The sequence below is a fragment of the Streptomyces sp. NPDC102514 genome (assembly GCF_055584525.1).
Genome location: NZ_JBVJLW010000030.1, coordinates 29,498 through 42,011 on the forward strand (window position 1 = coordinate 29,498; position 12,514 = coordinate 42,011).

11 protein-coding genes are annotated in these 12,514 nt (G+C 72.0%); 4 read left to right on the top strand and 7 right to left on the bottom strand.

Translation table 11 applies throughout. The features are described from left to right. Positions 1-12: 12 nt before the first annotated feature. On the bottom strand, positions 13-717 hold the full coding sequence (locus tag ACZ60E_RS42780; RefSeq protein ID WP_469447701.1) for a TetR/AcrR family transcriptional regulator: 705 nt from the start codon (positions 715-717) through the stop codon (positions 13-15). A 203-nt stretch (positions 718-920) separates the two neighbouring features. Here ACZ60E_RS42780 and ACZ60E_RS42785 point away from each other — a divergent pair, with 203 nt between their 5' ends. Together ACZ60E_RS42785 and ACZ60E_RS42790 are read left to right on the top strand one after the other, a co-directional pair. Next, the gene (locus ACZ60E_RS42785) at positions 921-2,447 is read left to right on the top strand and encodes an APC family permease (protein WP_469447703.1); all 1,527 of its coding nucleotides are present in this window, start codon (positions 921-923) and stop codon (positions 2,445-2,447) included. Between the two features lie 30 nt (positions 2,448-2,477). Then, a complete protein-coding gene (locus tag ACZ60E_RS42790; protein ID WP_469447705.1) occupies positions 2,478-4,136 on the top strand; it encodes an amidohydrolase in 1,659 nt (552 codons plus the stop codon). A gap of 45 nt (positions 4,137-4,181) precedes the next feature. Here the strand turns inward: ACZ60E_RS42790 and ACZ60E_RS42795 are convergent, their stop codons facing one another. Together ACZ60E_RS42795 and ACZ60E_RS42800 are read right to left on the bottom strand one after the other, a co-directional pair. Then, positions 4,182-4,655, bottom strand: coding sequence for a carboxymuconolactone decarboxylase family protein (locus ACZ60E_RS42795; protein ID WP_384814313.1), 474 nt, complete (start codon positions 4,653-4,655; stop codon positions 4,182-4,184). A 194-nt stretch (positions 4,656-4,849) separates the two neighbouring features. Beyond that, positions 4,850-5,266 carry a MarR family winged helix-turn-helix transcriptional regulator gene (locus ACZ60E_RS42800; RefSeq protein ID WP_469447741.1) on the bottom strand — a complete coding sequence of 139 codons (417 nt, stop codon included), beginning with the start codon at positions 5,264-5,266 and terminating at the stop codon, positions 4,850-4,852. Between the two features lie 272 nt (positions 5,267-5,538). On the opposite strand from ACZ60E_RS42800, the gene ACZ60E_RS42805 reads away from it, so the two are divergent. Further along, positions 5,539-6,507, top strand: coding sequence for an alpha/beta hydrolase (locus tag ACZ60E_RS42805; RefSeq protein WP_469447707.1), 969 nt, complete (start codon positions 5,539-5,541; stop codon positions 6,505-6,507). 218 nt (positions 6,508-6,725) lie between these two features. After that, entirely contained in the window at positions 6,726-7,217 is a 492-nt protein-coding gene (locus tag ACZ60E_RS42810; protein ID WP_384816118.1) for a MarR family winged helix-turn-helix transcriptional regulator, read from the top strand. Between the two features lie 6 nt (positions 7,218-7,223). Here ACZ60E_RS42810 and ACZ60E_RS42815 read toward each other — a convergent pair whose 3' ends face one another. From ACZ60E_RS42815 to ACZ60E_RS42830, 4 genes are all read right to left on the bottom strand, one after another. After that, on the bottom strand, positions 7,224-8,981 hold the full coding sequence (locus ACZ60E_RS42815) for a PP2C family protein-serine/threonine phosphatase (RefSeq protein WP_469447711.1): 1,758 nt from the start codon (positions 8,979-8,981) through the stop codon (positions 7,224-7,226). Beyond that, positions 8,978-9,193: a hypothetical protein gene (locus tag ACZ60E_RS42820; protein ID WP_469447712.1), complete on the bottom strand. Its 216-nt coding sequence runs from the start codon at positions 9,191-9,193 to the stop codon at positions 8,978-8,980. The genes ACZ60E_RS42815 and ACZ60E_RS42820 overlap by 4 nt, the downstream gene beginning before the upstream one ends. Positions 9,194-9,282: 89 nt before the next feature. Further along, the gene (locus ACZ60E_RS42825) at positions 9,283-9,666 is read right to left on the bottom strand and encodes an STAS domain-containing protein (RefSeq protein WP_384816126.1); all 384 of its coding nucleotides are present in this window, start codon (positions 9,664-9,666) and stop codon (positions 9,283-9,285) included. A gap of 245 nt (positions 9,667-9,911) precedes the next feature. Beyond that, positions 9,912-12,455 carry a SpoIIE family protein phosphatase gene (locus tag ACZ60E_RS42830; protein WP_469447714.1) on the bottom strand — a complete coding sequence of 848 codons (2,544 nt, stop codon included), beginning with the start codon at positions 12,453-12,455 and terminating at the stop codon, positions 9,912-9,914. Between the last annotated feature and the right edge of the window lie 59 nt (positions 12,456-12,514).

Consider the following 12,514-nt stretch of genomic DNA (forward strand, 5'->3'; position numbering starts at 1 on the left):
CGGGTGACCCTGTCATGTCCGCGGGGGAAGGGCAGCGGCCCGCGCCGCCAGGGAGTCGAGCAGCAGGTCCACCGCCAGTTCGAAAGAGCTCCCGGCCATGGCGTACAACTCGTCCCGCACCTCGCCCAGCGCCGGATAGGACTCCGGGTCGACCGACCGGTAGGCCGACGTCCACGCCTCCTCGTCGGCCTCGCGCCGCTCCCGGGGGAGTGCCTGGCACGCGGCGTCCAGAGCCGCGTGGCCGAGGACCGTGTCGATGAAGGCCAGATAGAGCCGCACGGCATGGGCGGGCGGGAAACCGGCGGACAGCAGCAGACCCACGCCGGTCTCCACGGCACGGAACTCGTTCTCCCGACGCGTGATGCGGTACGAGGCCATGGCGGCGGCCCGCGGATGGGCGAGGTACCCGTCGCGCACCCGCAGCGCCATCTCGCGCAGCGAGGCCACCCAGTCGGGGCCCGGCACGAACCCCGTCATGGCATCCCCGATGATCCGGTCGGAGACGGCCAGCAGCAGATCGTCGGTGTTGCGGAAGTAGCGGTAGAGCGCGCTCGGATCGCAGCCCAGGGCCGCCCCCAGGCGGCGCACGCTCAGCGCCTCCGGACCGTGTTCGCCGATGAGACGCAGCGCGGTCTCGGTGATCAGTTCCTTGGAGAGCAGGACACCCGCCGCGGTGGGGCGGCGCCGCCGGCGTTCCTGTGGGGCGCGGGTGGGCATGACGGGTGATTCCTCTCGCGCCGGGAGACCGCGGTACGGGCGCCACCGCTGTACCTGCCGAGGGAACGCCGCGGCTTCAGTGAACGACCGGCCGCCGCCTTATGTCAACGGCATTGACGCAAAGTGTGCGGACGCTGTTCCATCCATCGCACCCCCACACGGCTCTTCCTCCCCGTCCCTCTCCCTCCCCGTGAGGAGCCCTGATGTCTCTCACCCCAGGCCGGACCACCCCGGGCCACCCGGCCCCGGACCGTCCGCCGACGGAACTGCGCCGCTCCCTCGGTGTCCTCGACGGTGTCGCCATCGCCGCCTCCAGCACCGCGGCCACCACCAGCATTGCCATCGGCATGGGCGCCATCGGCACGATCGTCGGGCTCCAGGCCCCGGCCCTCCTGCTGCTGGCCTTCCTGCCCGTTCTCGGCATCGCCACCGCCTTCGCCCGCCTCAACCGCTCGGAGCCCAACTGCGGCAACGGCTACACCTGGGTCGGCCAGTCGCTGGGCCCCTGGCCCGGCTTCCTGGCCGGCTGGGTGACGCTCGTCGGCTCGGTCATCTTCCTCGGCTACACCAGCGCGGTGACCGGCTCGGTCGTGCTGATCTTCGCCAACAAGGCGGGCCTGGACTCCCTCGCCGGGATCGCCCTCGACCCGACGTCCACCGCCGCGAGCACGGTCGTCGGACTGGTGGTCCTCGCCGGAGTCACCGTCCTCGCGATCACCGGGGTGCGGGCCGCGACCCGGCTCCAGTTCGGCCTGCTGGTCTTCGAGTACGCCGTCCTGCTGGTCTTCTGCACCTGGGCCCTGGTCACCGGCCACCAGGACTTCTCCTGGTCGTGGTTCAACCCCTTCGAGATATCCAGCGGCACGGCCTTCGCCCAGGGCATGGTCCTCGCGGTGTTCTTCTTCTGGGGCTGGGACGCGGCCTTCAGCGTCACCGAGGAGACCCGCAGCCCCGGCGACTCGGCGCGCGGCGGCTTCATCGCCCTGTTCGCCATGCTCGGGCTCTTCATCTTCGCCTCGGTCGCCTTCCAGCGGGAGATGAGCCTGCCCGAACTCATCGCCAACGGCCCGCAGGCCCTCCCGTACCTCGGCGCCAAGCTCGCCGCCGAACCCTGGGCCAGCCTGCCGCTGCTCGCCCTGATGTTCTCCGCCGTCGCCTCCGTCCAGTCCTCCGTCATCCCCACCGCCCGCGGCCTCCTCGCCATGGGCCGCGACCGCACGATGGGCCCGCTGTGGACCCGCATCCACCCCAAGTACGGCACCCCCGCCGCCGGAACCGTGGTCGTCATGTCGATCGCGACCGCCATCGCCCTGCTCGCCATGGCCATCCCCAAGCTGAGCGACATGCTGCTCGCCGCGGTCAACGCCATCGGCCTGGTCGTCGCCCTCTACTACGGCCTCACCGCGCTCGCCTGCGCCGTCCGCTTCCGCGCCGCCCGCCGCGCCGGCCCGCGCGAGGCCCTGCTCGCCGTCGGCGTCCCGGCCGCCTCCGGGCTGATCCTGCTCGGCCTCGGCGGCTACCTCGCCTACTCCTACCTGACCATGAGCGACCACATCGAACTCAGCCCCGACAACGGCTGGTTCATGCTCTCCCTGCCCGTCACCATCGTGCTGAGCGGCCTCGTCATGGCGGCCGTCGCCAAGTACGTCCGCCGCTCCCCGTACTTCACCACCGGACGCGGCACGGATGCCGATGCCCTCTCCCTTCCGATGGACCACACAGCCGTCTGAGCCCCTTCACCCCACCGGAGCGCTGAACCCATGTCCCACCCCCAGGCCGCCGACCTCGTCCTCACCGGCGGGCCCGTGCACACCGTCGACGCGGCACGCAGCCGGGCCACCGCCGTGGCCGTGCGCGGCGGACGGATCGTCGCCGTAGGCCACCACGAGGTCCATGACCTGATCGGACCCGGCACCGAGGTCGTCGACCTCGCCGGACGACTGCTGCTGCCCGGCTTCCAGGACGCCCACGTCCACCCCCTGGGCGCGGGCACCGAACTGGGCTTGTGCCACCTCAACGACACCGTCGACCCGCGGGAGTACCTGCGACGGGTGAAGGCCTACGCCGACGACCACCCCGACACCGAGTGGATCACCGGCGGCGGCTGGTCCATGGAGGCCTTCCCCGGCGGTACGCCCACCGCCGCGCTGCTCGACTCGGTCGTTCCCGACCGGCCGGTGTTCCTGCCCAACCGCGACCACCACGGTGTGTGGGTCAACTCCCTCGCCCTGCGACGGGCCGGGATCGACGCCCGCACCCCCGACCCGGCCGACGGACGCATCGAGCGGGACGCCGACGGCAACCCCACCGGCATGCTCCAGGAAGGCGCGGCACACCTCGTGGGCCGCCTGCTGCCCGCCCCCACGCCCGACGACCAACTCGCCGCGCTGCTCCGGGCGCAGGCCGTGCTGCACTCGTACGGTGTCACGGCCTGGCAGGACGCCATCGTCGGCACGTACGCGAACATGACCGATCCGACGCCCGCCTATCACACGGCGGCCGACCGCGGTCTGCTCACCGCACGGGTCGTCGGGGCGCTGTGGTGGGACCGGGCCAGGGGCGCCGAGCAGATTCCCGAACTCGTCGCCCGCCGGGCGGAGTCGAGCCGCGGGCGGTTCCGCGCCACCAGCGTCAAGGTCATGCAGGACGGCATCGCGGAGAACCACACCGCCGCGCTGCTCGGCCCGTACCTGACCCGCTGCGGGTGCGCCTCCGACAACTCCGGCATCAGCTTCGTCGAGCCGGCCGAGCTGAAGAAGTACGTCACCGAACTCGACGCGCTCGACTTCCAGGTGCACTTCCACGCGCTCGGCGACCGGGCCGTACGGGAAGCGCTGGACGCCGTGGAGGCGGCCCGCACGGCCAACGGCCGGCGCGACACCCGCCACCACCTCGCACACCTCCAGGTCGTGCACCCCGAGGACGTACCGCGCTTCCGGGCGCTCGGGGCGAGTGCCAACCTGCAGGCGCTGTGGGCCGCGCACGAACCGCAGATGGACGACCTCACCATCCCGTTCCTCGGCCCCGAACGGGCCGCGTGGCAGTACCCGTTCGGGGATCTCCTGCGGGCCGGGGCGACCCTCGCCGCGGGCAGCGACTGGCCGGTCAGCAGCCCCGACCCCCTCGCCGCCATCCATGTCGCCGTCAACCGGATCGCCCCCGACGCGCCCGAGGGCACCCCGCCCTTCCTCCCCGGCCAGCGGCTCGACCTGGGCGCCGCCCTCGCCGCGTACACCGCGGGCAGCGCCCACGCCAACCACCTCGACGACAGCACCGGCCGTATCGGCGTGGGCGCGCTGGCCGATGTGGTGGTCCTGGACCGCGACCCCTTCGCCGGGCGCCCCGAGGAGATCGCCGCCACCCGCGTCCTGCAGACCTTCGTCGACGGCCGCCGGGTGTACGCGGCGGCCGACGCGTGAGCCCGTGCGTGACCGGCGTGCGGCCGGCGCGGTGGTGCCTGCCGGCTAGCCGAACTGGCCGACGCGGTAGTCCCCGGCGGGCTGCTGGACGATGACGTTGGCCCGGTTGAAGGCGTTGATGAGGGAGATCAGGAACACCAGGCCGCCGAGCTGCTGCTCGTCGTAGTGCTTGGCGGCGTTCTCCCAGGCCTCGTCCGTGACCCCGCCGGCCGCGTCGGCGATACGGGTGCCCTGCTCGGCCAGTTCCAGCGCGGCGCGCTCGGCCTCGGTGAAGACCTTGGCCTCGCGCCAGGCCGCAATGAGGTTGAGCCGGGTCGCGGTCTCGCCGGCCGCGGTGGCCTCCTTGGTGTGCATGTCGGTGCAGAAGCCGCAGCCGTTGATCTGGCTCGCGCGGATCTTCACCAGCTCCTGCGTCAGGGTCGGCAGTCCCGAGTCGGAGACGACCTTGCCCGCGGCGGAGAGGTGCTTGACGAACGTGGCCGCGGCCGGGCTGCCCATGAGGTTCAGACGGGCTTCCATGATGTGCTCCTCTGGCGTTGTAGGGAGTTGCACAGTCATGACGGCAGCGGGGGTGCGGGGTGTGACATGGGGGTGGGGAATGTGACGCGCGTCTCGGGGCTGCGCCCCCTGCCCCCTTGGCTGCGGGTTCGGTGGGGGCTGGTCGCGCAGTTCCCCGCGCCCCCGGCAGGCGGGGCTGCGCCCCTGCCCGCCCCCTAAGTGGTGCTGACGTTTGTCGTCAGCAGGCGGAGCAGGTGTTTTGCTGTGGCGTCCTGTTCCGGGGTCAGGGCCATTGCGTCGCCCATCGCCAGGGGGACCGTGTTCGCCTTGTCCTGGAGGCGCATTCCGGCCTCGGTGAGGTGCAGGGCGACCGAGCGCTCGTCCTCCGCCCGGCGTTCGCGCCGCAGCAGCCCGTTCGCCTCCAGGCGCTTGAGGAGTGGCGACAGGGTGCTGGACTCCAGCTGGAGCGCCGTGCCCAGGTCGCGTACGGAGATCGAGTCCTGCTCCCACAGCGCGAGCATCACCAGGTACTGCGGATAGGTCAGTCCCAGCTCGTCCAGCAGGGGGCGGTAGCGGGCGGTGACCGCCCGGGAGGCCGCGTACAGGGCGAAGCAGAGCTGGTCCTCCAGCAGGAGCGAGCCCCCCTGCGGCGATACGGGCGCGGCCCCCTGCGTCGATTCGGCTCCGGCGGTGCTCACGGCGTACCTCCGTACTCGGGGATCTACCTCGATCTGCCTCGGTGATCCACACCCTATCGCCGAGTGTGCCATCGAGTCTCCCCGATCGTATCGCGCCCTAACGAGTTGTGCACGACTAAAGCGTGGGCTACTGTTCTGGAAGTGCCCCCGCTCCCGGCGAAGCCCGCGAGGAGCGTGCTCACGCCACCAGATCCGAGGAGATCGTCATGACCGACACAACCGGTGTCCGCCCCGTCCTGGAGCCCGCCGCCGCGGCGTTCGCCGAGGCCACCGCCAACCCGCCCTACCTCTTCGACCTCGGCCCGGCCGAAGGCCGCAAGGCCGTCGACGAGGTCCAGTCCGGCGAGATCGCCGAGCCGGCGATCGACGAAGAGTGGATCACCGTCCCCGGCGGCCCCACCGGTGAGGTCCGCACCCGGATCGTCCGCCCCGCGGGAGCGACCGGCACCCTCCCGGTCATCGTCTACATCCACGGCGCCGGCTGGGTCTTCGGCAACGCCCACACCCATGACCGCCTGGTGCGCGAACTGGCCGTCGGAGCCAACGCCGCGGTCGTCTTCCCCGAGTACGACCTCTCGCCCGAGGCCCGCTACCCGGTCGCCATCGAGCAGAACTGGACCGTCGCCCGGTGGGTCGCCACGACCGGCGCCGACCACGGGCTCGACGCCTCCCGCATCGCGGTGGTGGGCGACTCCGTCGGCGGCAACATGGCCGCCGCCCTGACGCTCATGGCCAAGGAGCGCGGCGACGTCGCCCTCGTCCAGCAGGTGCTGTTCTACCCGGTCACCGACGCCTCCTTCGACACCGGCTCCTACCACCAGTTCGCCGAGGGCTACTTCCTGCGCCGCGACGGCATGCAGTGGTTCTGGGACCAGTACACGACCGACGAGAAGCAGCGCGCCGAGATCACCGCGTCCCCGCTGCGCGCCACCACCGAGCAGCTCACCGGACTGCCGCCGGCCCTCGTCATCACCGGCGAGGCCGACGTCCTGCGCGACGAGGGCGAGGCCTACGCCAACAAGCTGCGCGAGGCCGGCGTGCCCGTCACCGCCGTCCGCCACCAGGGCATCATCCACGACTTCGTGATGCTCAACGCCCTGCGCGAGACCCACGCCGCCGAGGCCGCCATCAGCCAGGCGATCGCCGTGCTCAAGGGCGCCCTGGCCACCGGCTGACCGCGACGGCCACCGGAGACAGCCCGGTCCTCCTCCTCCCGAACCACGCACGCGGGAGGGGGAGGACCGGGCTGTTCGCGGTCACGGGGCGTCCCGGCCGGACGGGCATCGGGGGAGCGCGGGCTGTGTACGGTCGGTCAGTTCGGGTAGGGCCGACGTACACGACCACTGTCCTGGCCGGAGCCGACCCCGACGACCGAACTGAAAGAGAAGTGCGTGTGACCACTCCCGTGCCGGATCGCCCACAGCGCGCCGGCCACCCGCCGGACACGCTCGCCGATCACGTCCTCGACGCGGTGGAGAGTCTGGTGACGCTGTGGTTCGGGGCGGCGGCCGACGCCCCGCCCCGTCTGCCCACCCGGCAACTGCTCGCGCTGCAGACGGTACGAAGACTGCCGGAACTCAATCTCACCGCCCTGGCCGAGCACCTGGGCATCGCGCTGCCCACCGCGAGCCGGCTGTGCGGCCGCCTCGAAGCCGCCGGGCTGCTGCGCCGGACCGTCCAGCCGCACAGCCGCCGTGAGGTGCAGCTCGTGATCACCTCGCAGGGGCGGCGGCTCCTGGCCGACGTCACCGAGCACCGCTCCCTGAGTCTCACCGGAGTGTTCGCGGTGATGACCCCGGGGGAGCGGGCCTCGCTGCAGCAGGGCCTGCACGCTTTCCACCGGGCCCACACGCTCGTACGCCCGCAGCCGCCACAGCTCGGCTGAGACGGTTCAGAACGCCAGCCTGGTGGGGGTCCTCGCCAGTTCGGCCGCCCGGCTGTGCAGATGGCACAGCAGCAGACACACGTCGTCGTCCCGTTCGGAATCGGCCAGCAGCGGACGCAGCAGACTGTCCGCCGAGGCGTCCAGGTCGGCGTCGAGGTCCGCGGAACGGAAGGTGCCGAGCGCCGCGGCGAGCCGCTCGATGCCCGGGTCGATGCCCTGGGCGCGGCGCTCGACCAGACCGTCCGTGTAGAGCGCCAGGGTCGAACCCGGCGTCAGCGTCACGGTGTGGTCCTTGATCACCTGCTGCAGCGGGATGCCGAGCATCGCGCCCGGCTTGGCGTCGAGCGTGTGGACCTGCCCGTCGGGGGTGCGCAGCACGGGCGGCGGATGGCCTGCGGCGGCCCAGGTGAGCGTCGGGTCGTCGGGGTGGAAGCGGGCGATGACGGCGGTGGCGTACAGATCGGGCTGCAGGTGGTGCAGGAAGATGTGCAGCTTGGTGAGGAGCTGGCCCGGCGTGCCGCCGTCGACGGCGTACGCGCGCAGTGCGGTGCGCAGCTGGCTCATCATGACGGCCGCGTGCAGCCCGTGCCCGGTCACGTCGCCGATGACGGTGATGAGGCTGCCGTCGGGCTGGCGGAAGGCGTCGTACCAGTCGCCGCCGATGTTCAGACCGTGGGTGGCCGGCAGGTAGCGCGCGGCCAGATGCAGTCCCGGGGTGGTGGGCAGGTCCGTGAGCAGGGCCCGCTGCAGGGTCTCCGCGATGTCCCGGTTGTGCTCGAAGCGCCGGGCGTTGTCGATCGCGACGCCGGCCCGGCGGGTGAGTTCGATCAGCATGACGACGTCGTCGGCGTCCCACCGCGCGGCCGGCGGCGTGAGGATCAGGACGCCCTGCGGGGTCCGCCGCGTCCCCAGCGGGATGCACAGCAGGGGCGCCGCGGGAAGCGGCGCCGAGGCGGGATGGTCGTCGACACCGGGCAGGTCGCCCGGATGGTCGGCGGCGTACTGCGGGCGCCCGGTGCGGGCCGCGACCACGGCGGCGGCCGGACGCGGCGCGTTCACCCGGTCCTCCTCGTCCCCGTCGAAGAGCCATACGTCGACACTGCCGGCGTACTCCGGAACCAGCAGGCTCTCCAGCCGGCGGATCACCTCGTCGTGGTTGAGCGAGGCCGTCAGCACCGCGCTGGCGTCGGCCAGGAACGTCAGTCTTCGGCGCGCGGTCTCCGCCTCACTGCGCGCCTTGCGCTCGGCGACCAGGAGGTCGCGCTGGGCCCGGCCGGCCGCGTCCAGCTCGGCGTGCAGGGCCAGTACGCCCTGGTTGGTCTGATCCAGTTCCTCCCGGTGGAAGGTGACCAGGTCCTCCTGCTCGCCGAGTCTCTCCAGCACCAGGGCCGTGTCCTCGTCGGCGCCCAGCAGCGCCTCGGCCAGCGTCCCGTGCTCGTCCGCCACGGGCCCGGGGTCCGTCGTGGGCCCGCCCTCGGCGCGGGGGACCGTCATGTCCCACGGCGGCCGTCCTTCGTCGTCCGTGTCGTCGCACGAGGTGACGACGGCCCGCAGCAGACCGTCGCCGGACGGTTCCGTGACCGCCTCTAGCTCCAGTCGCCAGGTGCCGCCCCGCGTGAGGCACTGCCGCAGCTCTGCGCCGAGTGAGGCCGTCAGCCGGGTCCGCTCCACGTCGGACACCCCGTGCGCGGCGGCCAGGCGTGCCGCGTCGACACGGGCCCGGGCGGCGTCGGGGACGGTGGTGATGTGCCAGGTACGAATCATGGTGTGCGGTCCGACGGAGTGGGGGCCGGTGCGGAGACGTCGATGTCGTCCCCTACGGGCCGGGCGGGGCTGCACATGTCGCCCGCCGTCATGGCGGCGGGCACGGCAGGGTGGAAGGACGTGAGGTCCGCGTCCGGGGGCGAGGCCCGTCGGCTCGGCGGTTCGTGGCTCCTCGCGCGGATACGGCGGGCGCCCGGCCCAGCACTGCTCACATTCCTTGCCTTGGTCAAAGGTTGTCGGACAACAACTGTCGTACATGACGGTGCCCCGCCGTCCCCCGAGGGCGGAGCACGGGTGGAACTCAGGCGGAGTCGCTGTGCTGCTGCTTGTCCACGAGGGCGAGCGAGTCCTCGACGCTGTCGGACACGGGCACGGTGATGCTCACACCGGTGAGGTCGAGGATGCGTCGCACGGGCGGCGTCGGCGCGATGATGTGCACGCTCCCATCGAGCTCCCGCGTCTGCTGGTACGCCCTGATGATGATGTTCATACCGGACGAGTCCATGAAGGGAACGGCCGAGAGGTCCAGCAGGAAGTAACGACGACCGTGCTGGAACTGGTTCGCCAGATGGTGCTGGAGTCCCGTCGCGGTGTCGATGTCCAGATGTCCCTCGACCGTGAGCAGCACGACGTCCTCGCGAGGCAGGGAGACCTCTACGGACAACGGGTTCTGGGCTATGGACACAAGTACCTCCCACAAAGTCATGACGGTCTGGGGCGGCTACCCCCGTACGCGCATTCGATGCCGTCGGCGACGGCACGCGCGACGTGATCAAACTCTCGTCGGCGTTTCCTTGCGGCACGCGCAGGCAGTGGCCTCACCAGCGGGTCTGTGTCTCTCGTCGCACATGCCCGCGCATCTACCCCGGCTTCGCCCCCGCATGCGGACCTTTTCGTTCATGGTCGGCGGAGCGACGTCGCGGACACGCCCTAGGAGACGCGGATGCCCACGATGCAGGTGTCGTCGTCGGTGTCCGATCTGCTGTACGTGAGGAGCCGGTCCAGCTGCTGGTCGAGCGTGCACGGCGCCGTACGGACCGTGGTGAGCAGCTGTGTCATGGACTCCTCCATCGTGCGGTCCCGCCGCTCGATCAGGCCGTCCGTGTACATCAGCAGCGTGTCGTCGACCGCCAGTTGCACCTCGTCCTCGCCGTACGCGACATCGGGCACGGCGCCCAGCAGCAGGCCCTTGAGGAGGGGCAGGGAGACGGCTTCGGCGTCCCGTACCAGTACGGGCGGCAGATGACCTGCCCTGGCCCAGCGCAACGTACGGGTGTCCGGGTCGTAGATGCCGCAGACCGCGGTGGCCGTGATGGACCCCGACAGATGGTGCGCCACGCTGTTGAGCCAGGTCAGCAGTTGGCCGGGGCCCGCCCCGGTCACCGCGAGCCCGCGCAGGGCGTTGCGCAGCACGACCATGCTCGTCGCGGCCTCTATGCCGTGCCCGGCCACGTCGCCCACGCACAGCAGCACCAGACCGGACGGCAGGACGACCGCGTCGTACCAGTCGCCGCCCACGAGCTGTTCGGTCTCGGCGGGCCGGTAGCGGACGGCCACGTCGAGCCGGGGAGCCTGCAATGGTGCGTGGGTCGGGGGCATGATGGCGTGCTGCAGTTGCAGCGTCAGCCGGTTGCGTTCGGTCGCCTGCTGCTCGGAGTGCGCGAGCTGGTCGCGCGTGGCGGCCAGCGCGACCTCCGTCCAGTGCTGGGCCGAGATGTCCTGATAGGCGCCGCGCAGGACGAACGGCCGGCCGTCGGCGTCGAGCACCGGCTCCGCCACCACCCGGATGTGGCGGGTCACCTCGTCGGGACGCTGGAGCCGGAAGGCCGCCGCCGCCGGACGCCGGTGGTGGAGCAGGGTGCGCAGGAACCGGCCGATGGCGACGGCGTCGTCCGGGTGGGCGTGCAGGGCCAGCTCCTCCAGCGGCACGGGGCCGCTGGACGGGGATCTGCCGTACAGGCTGAAGAGCTGGCCGTTCCAGGTGATCTCGCCCGTGAGGAGGTTCTCCTCGAAGCCGCCGATGCGGCCCAGGCGCTGGGCGTGCTGGAGCAGGCTCGCCAGTCGTGCCGTCTCGTCCTCGACGCGCCAGATGAGCAGCACGCTGTTGCCGTGGCGGCTGATGCTGATGTCGGCCACGGACGCCAGCGTCACCTGGTCGACGAGGGCCGTGAGGTTCATGCGCTGGGCGCGGAACGGCTCCCCGGTGGCGTAGACGCGCTCGACCCGCTGGAAGAGTTCGCTCTCCCCGGCGGCCATCGGGTAGGCCTCAAGGAGCAGGGCGCCGCTGACGAGGCCGCGCGGGCGTCCGGCCGGGTCCAGGAAACGGCTGTTGACGTGATGGATGTGGAAGTCGACGAGCTGCCCGCCGTCCAGGTACGGGACGAGGACCAGCGCGGGATCGTGCAGCCCGTCGGCCAGGTCCACCAGTTCGGCGGCGTCCGGCAGGACACGGGGTTCACTGGCGGTCTGGCCGCCGTGCACGAACGCGTACGTCTCCAGGGTGTGGGCGCACAGTTCCGCCAGCGCCTCGACCTGGCGGATCACCTGGGGCGACTGCGGTTCCAGGGGAGTGGGCCAGACGACTTCGAGGACCCCGTGGACCCGCCCGCCGGTGCCGGCGGGCAGCGCGGCTCTTCCCCCGTCGGGGAAGTGGTGCTGGCCGATGGAGGGGAGACCGGTCTCCGCGAGGGAGCCGATCCACTGCCCGGTGCGCTCGGAGAGACTCGTACGGGCCACTGTCACGACCCCGGGGGGCACATAGCGCCAGCGGCCGGCCTCCGCGGGGGAGAACCCGGCGCTGCCCGCGAGCGTCAGCGAACCGTCGGTCCCCGCGGTCCAGATGGCCACGGCCACCGCGCCCAGCGGGGTCAGCGCGTGATGGAAGAGGGAGTCGGCGACGGCCTGGGTGTCGGGGGCCGCCAGCGCGCCGCTCTCGGCCTCCCGCAGCCGTACCGCGGCGGAGCGCACCCTCTCCCTGAGATCCGGGGCCGGGCCCTCGTTGCCCTTCGCACCGGCCAGGAAGGCGCTGGTCACGTCCGAGAGGCGGTCGCGGGCGGACTGGTTGATGACATCGACGGCGAGTTCGAGCGGGGTCACCTTCGCCTGCTCGGCCAGCTCGGCGAGCTGGCGGGCGGCCTGGGCGGGACCGCATCCCAGCCGCTCGACCAGGATGCCCTTGGCGAGTTCGATCAGGGCGCGCCCGTCGGCCTCGGCCTGGGCCGCCCGCACCTCACGGCGCAGCCGCTCCACCGTCGCGGCCAGCTTGCCCACGGGGTAGCTGGTGGTGAGGGCGCTCCGCTCGTCGGGCCGTACGTCCACGTCGGCCCGTACGTCCACGTCCGCCCGTACGCCAACGTCCGCGCGTACGTCCGTGTCCGCGTCTTCGTCCGCGTCAACGGTTGCGTTCGCGTCGACGTCGACGGTGTCGTCGCCGGTCTGGTCGGCCGGATCAGGGTGTTCTTCTGGAAGGCTCATGGTGCGCTTGCTCCTCGGCGGGGATGCCCATGGGGGCGGTTCGCGGGGACCTGCGCCCG

Coding starts and splice junctions, on each gene's coding strand:
- ACZ60E_RS42780 (WP_469447701.1), bottom strand. CDS start 717: ATGCCCACCCGCGCCCCACAGGAACGCCGGCGGCGCCGCCCCACCGCG.
- ACZ60E_RS42785 (WP_469447703.1), top strand. CDS start 921: ATGTCTCTCACCCCAGGCCGGACCACCCCGGGCCACCCGGCCCCGGAC.
- ACZ60E_RS42790 (WP_469447705.1), top strand. CDS start 2,478: ATGTCCCACCCCCAGGCCGCCGACCTCGTCCTCACCGGCGGGCCCGTG.
- ACZ60E_RS42795 (WP_384814313.1), bottom strand. CDS start 4,655: ATGGAAGCCCGTCTGAACCTCATGGGCAGCCCGGCCGCGGCCACGTTC.
- ACZ60E_RS42805 (WP_469447707.1), top strand. CDS start 5,539: ATGACCGACACAACCGGTGTCCGCCCCGTCCTGGAGCCCGCCGCCGCG.
- ACZ60E_RS42815 (WP_469447711.1), bottom strand. CDS start 8,981: ATGATTCGTACCTGGCACATCACCACCGTCCCCGACGCCGCCCGGGCC.
- ACZ60E_RS42830 (WP_469447714.1), bottom strand. CDS start 12,455: ATGAGCCTTCCAGAAGAACACCCTGATCCGGCCGACCAGACCGGCGAC.